The sequence below is a fragment of the Brevibacterium sp. genome (assembly GCF_052105255.1).
Lineage (GTDB): Bacteria > Actinomycetota > Actinomycetes > Actinomycetales > Brevibacteriaceae > Brevibacterium > Brevibacterium linens_B.
The window spans coordinates 1-4,061 of sequence record NZ_JBQDYQ010000111.1 but is presented as its reverse complement, the minus strand read 5'-3'; the positions used below and the strand labels follow the sequence as shown (position 1 = coordinate 4,061).

Genomic DNA, 4,061 nt, shown 5'->3' with positions numbered 1-4,061 from the left:
GGCCGGCAGCTCCCTGTTCCGGATCAGGACTCGAGCGACCGCCAGGCGTCGTAGGAGCCGGCGAGCTCGGCGACCTGGTACCCGGCGCGGCGCAGGGCGCTGGCGGTGATGCTGCTGCGGGTGCCGCTCTGGCAGTAGGTGACGATCCGGCCGTCGCTCGGCAGGCGGTCGAGTTCCCACAGCGCGCGGCCGCCGCTGAGTTGGGTCGCACCGGGGATGTGGCCGCCGGCGTGCTCGTTCTTCGAGCGGACATCGACGAGGCGGATGTCGGCTGCGTCTGCGAGGTTCGCCGGGGCGACCAGCTCGACCGGATGCAGCTCCATCCCGTTCAGCGACGTCGCGTAGCCTGCAACTGTGTCGATGCCGACCCTGAAGAGATGATCCCGAAACTCCGCTGCCTGCTCTGCGTCGTCGGCGAGGACGACGATCGGCGTCGACTCCGCGGCCGGGTCGAAGACCCAGGCGCCGAAGCTCGCGGCCTTTCCGGGTCCCGGGATGTGCAGAGCCCCGGCCGGGGTGCCGGCATGGACGTCCGCGGTCGGACGGGTGTCGATGAAAGCCGCCGAGCCGTCCTCGATCCGCTCCTGCACGCGACCGGCGTCGAATTCCTCGAGCTCTGCGAACTCGCCGAGGAGTGACGGGCCCTCCCGGTTCTCGGTCTTCATCCTGGCGAAGTAGGCGTGGGCGTCGGGCTGCCCGGACAGCAGTTCGTCGACGAAGCCCTGCTCATCGCCGCTCTGGAGGAACGGCGACCACCAGGCGAAGGCGCGCTCGTAGCCGACGGTGGTCGTCGGAACGGAGCCCAGGGCTTTGCCGCAGGCGCTTCCCGCGCCGTGGGCAGGCAGGATCTGCACGTAGTCGGGGAGGGTGAGTAGGCGGTCGCGGAGGCTGGCGAAGAGGTCGCGGGCACCGGCGAAGCGGGTGTCGGAGCCGCCGGCCGCCTCGTCGAGGAGGTCCGGGCGTCCGGTGTCACCGACGAAGACGAAGTCGCCGGTGAGCATGAACCCCGGTGCGTCGGCCTGGGCACCGTCGGTGACGAGGAACGACAGGTGCTCGGGAGTGTGGCCGGGAGTGTGCGAGGCGCGCAGGGTGATGTTGCCGAGGGCGATCTCGTCACCGTCGTGCAGGCGCACCGCGTCGTCGAAGCCCGCCCCGTAGGACCAGTCGGGTCCGCCTTCGTCGGAGACGTACATCGTCGCGCCGGTGGCTGCGGCGAGTTCGCGGGTGCCGGAGAGGTAGTCGGCGTGGATGTGGGTCTCGGCGACGGCGGTGATCGTCAGTCCGTGGCGGTCGGCGAAGTCGCGGTAGACCGCGATGTCCCGGCGGGGATCGACGACGATCGCCTCCCCGCTGGCCTGGCAGGCGATGACGTAGCTGGCGTGGGCGAGGTCGGCGTCGAAGATGCGTTCGAGGAGCATGGGAGTCTTCTTTCCGTGGTCGAGGGGTGTTTGGTCTGCCGTGTGGTCAGCGGCCGAAGAGGCGGGAGAAGAAGCCGGGCTTGGCCGCTCGGGCCGCATCCTCTTCGGCCTGGGTGTGCTTGCCGTTGCACCACTGACCGGCCGGAACCGTGCTCTTCACCGACTGGATGTGCTGTCCGCATCCTGCCCACGTGGTCTTTCCGCACACTCGGCACGTCGCTGCTCGACACATAGCTGTCTCCTTCTTCGGCCATCGCGGGCCTGTTCATCATTGGTTTGATATACCCTCTGGGGTATGTATTCAATATACCCTTAGGGGTATAGTTGATGTCAACATCGAGAACGTGAAAGGACGACGATGAGCGAACGCGACACAGCTCTGACCGAACCGACAGGGGCAGAGGGAGACCCGGGAGAGCGGATGCTCGCCGACCCCGCTGCGCAGAAGAAGATCCTCAACCGACTGCGTCGAGCGCAGGGGCAGCTCGGTGCGGTGATCACCGCGGTCGAGGACGGAAGTCACTGCCGCGACGTCATCCATCAGCTCTCGGCGGTGTCGAAGGCCCTCGATCGGGCCGGTTTCCTCATCATCTCGACGGCACTGCGGGAGTGCCTCGAGGATGACGAGGACGATGTGCGCACTGAAGAGCTCGAGAAGCTCTTCCTCTCGATGGCGTGACGGAGTGGGCCGGACGGGCATCCCCGCGAAAGGGTCAACGCCGCCGTTGGCGAGATTCGACGAGTTCCACGTAGGCGAGGTGCTGATCGGCCGAATAGCAGACGATCTTCCCCTTGTGGTTCTTGGTCTTCCGCAGAATTCCAGCATCGGCGAGTTCGACGAGTGCTCGATGAGCCGCCGCACGAGTCACCCCATGCCCAGCAGATACCGAATCGATGGTCACGACCGGTTCCTGGGCGAGCCTTTCGAGGACTTTGAGGATGACGGAGCCGGCACGCGGTTGGGCAGGCGTTTTTCCGATCGAGCGTCGATACTCGACGAGGTCCGACCGGATCGTCTGGTCCAATGCGTCGATGTCCTCGCCGAGTAGGACGGCGGACGATGCGGCTTGCTCGACCGCCTCGGCGAAAGAGGCTGTCCACCCATCGAGGTCAGGGGGGTCGCGGCGGAACGCAGTCAGCCCTCCGATGTAGGCCTTGGTCTCCGCGGCGAATACGGTGCTGATGGGGACCAGCACACTGCGCAGCACTCCCGCTCTCTTGAGGACTGTGTGCACAAGGGCTCGGCCGGTGCGGCCGTTGCCGTCGATGAATGGATGAATCGTCTCGAACTGGGCGTGGGCGATCGCGGCTCGGATGACGGGATTCCCATCGGTGCGAGAAATGAATTCGGCGAGATTCGCGATCAGACGAGGCACTTCGGTCGGCGGGGGAGGGATGAAGTCTGCGCGCAGCGGACTATTTCCGGGACCTCCGACCCAATTCTGTTCTGTCCTCAGCCCGGCTTCGAGTCGAGGTTCGATCGAATGCTGCAGATCCTCGATGTCGGAGGTCGTGACGGGCCTGTCGGGTTCTGAGAGCTCATCGACGGACTTCTCCGTGGCCCGGACATTGGCGATGACATCGAGCGCAACACGATCGCCGTGCCTGAGATGTTCAGCGATTGCCAGCTTCTTCGGGCTGAGTCTGTTTCCCTCGATCCATGACGAGGAGATGCTTTCGGAACGGATGAGCAGATGGTTGAGATAGAGGCTGTCGGATGCGCGTACGCTTTCGTCCAGCCGGGCGAGAGCGACTGTGGCATCCTCTGCGATTGATGTCGTTGCCTCGCTCAGACGGGGCAGCGTGAGGTCGAGTTCGTCGGGGACAAAGGCTGAGTAGGTTCCGGATGCTCGATCTTTCCTGCTCAGCCCGGCCGGATTGGGCGGAGTCCAGTGCTGCTGGACTGTGTAGGGCATTGCACTGACCGCCTCTCCTCTTCAGGGCTACGCTCAACCCGAGCCGTAGAATATTTACTTTAAGGTGCCTAAAGTAAATATTCTACGCATCTGTGTGAGGTTAGATTCTGAACCCCTCGGACTTGATGGCGCGGCGACGCTTATGAAACATGCGATCAAGGACGGGAACTTCAACGTCGTGGAAGTCGTGAACGGTGACCTCATCGACGGTGAGATCGCCGCGCGTCACTCGGCCGAGGTTCTGGACGACTCGATCTTTGAATGAGATCGGCATCGTCAAGAAGAGAGTGTCTAGAACAGGGAGATCGAAGCCTTCGCCGGCGACTTTGTCGATCGCCACTAGGACGAAGCTGTCGCGCGAGCAGGCCGTATCTCTGAGCTTCTCGCGTTGACGTGCGCGTTCACCTGGTTTCAACTGTCCATGCAGCTGAAGGACCGGAAGCTTCTTTGGAACCTTATTGCGTATCCCCTCAACGAGCGTGCGCAGATGGTCGATCCTGTTCGTGAGAACCAAGACGTGGCGTCCTTCGTTCGCTTCCGCAACGATCTTCGGAATGATCTGAGAGTTTCGGCCCTCGTGAGTCGCGAGTTCGGCGTAGAGATCGGGCATCGAGGGGCCGCCAGCACCCGGTTCTTCTGTTGTGAAATCAGTCTGATGGACGTGGAACGTGCGCTTAGCCTTGATCCACCGATTCGCTTGATGGCAAGGGGCTCACTCGGATTCGAG

5 protein-coding genes are annotated in these 4,061 nt (G+C 63.8%); 1 reads left to right on the top strand and 4 read right to left on the bottom strand.

Annotation, left to right across the window (positions count from 1 at the left end):
* Window positions 1–23 precede the first annotated feature (23 nt).
* Window positions 24–1,418, bottom strand: coding sequence for an MBL fold metallo-hydrolase (locus ACTIIH_RS15995; protein WP_441452815.1), 1,395 nt, complete (start codon window positions 1,416–1,418; stop codon window positions 24–26).
* 46 nt (window positions 1,419–1,464) lie between these two features.
* Entirely contained in the window at window positions 1,465–1,650 is a 186-nt protein-coding gene (locus ACTIIH_RS15990; protein ID WP_025777490.1) for a hypothetical protein, read from the bottom strand.
* Window positions 1,651–1,839: 189 nt separating this feature from the next.
* On the opposite strand from ACTIIH_RS15990, the gene ACTIIH_RS15985 reads away from it, so the two are divergent.
* On the top strand, window positions 1,840–2,097 hold the full coding sequence (locus ACTIIH_RS15985; RefSeq protein WP_169253720.1) for a metal-sensitive transcriptional regulator: 258 nt from the start codon (window positions 1,840–1,842) through the stop codon (window positions 2,095–2,097).
* A gap of 34 nt (window positions 2,098–2,131) precedes the next feature.
* On the opposite strand, the gene ACTIIH_RS15980 is transcribed toward ACTIIH_RS15985, so the two are convergent.
* Window positions 2,132–3,334, bottom strand: coding sequence for a Fic family protein (locus ACTIIH_RS15980; RefSeq protein WP_441452814.1), 1,203 nt, complete (start codon window positions 3,332–3,334; stop codon window positions 2,132–2,134).
* Between the two features lie 100 nt (window positions 3,335–3,434).
* The gene (locus tag ACTIIH_RS15975) at window positions 3,435–3,944 is read right to left on the bottom strand and encodes a DEAD/DEAH box helicase (RefSeq protein ID WP_441452813.1); all 510 of its coding nucleotides are present in this window, start codon (window positions 3,942–3,944) and stop codon (window positions 3,435–3,437) included.
* Window positions 3,945–4,061 lie beyond the last annotated feature (117 nt).

What these genes read in the sequence shown, in the direction of transcription:
- ACTIIH_RS15975 (WP_441452813.1), bottom strand. Translation starts at nt 3,944, where the DNA reads ATGCCCGATCTCTACGCCGAACTCGCGACTCACGAGGGCCGAAACTCT.
- ACTIIH_RS15995 (WP_441452815.1), bottom strand. Translation starts at nt 1,418, where the DNA reads ATGCTCCTCGAACGCATCTTCGACGCCGACCTCGCCCACGCCAGCTAC.
- ACTIIH_RS15990 (WP_025777490.1), bottom strand. Translation starts at nt 1,650, where the DNA reads ATGTGTCGAGCAGCGACGTGCCGAGTGTGCGGAAAGACCACGTGGGCA.
- ACTIIH_RS15985 (WP_169253720.1), top strand. Translation starts at nt 1,840, where the DNA reads ATGCTCGCCGACCCCGCTGCGCAGAAGAAGATCCTCAACCGACTGCGT.
- ACTIIH_RS15980 (WP_441452814.1), bottom strand. Translation starts at nt 3,334, where the DNA reads ATGCCCTACACAGTCCAGCAGCACTGGACTCCGCCCAATCCGGCCGGG.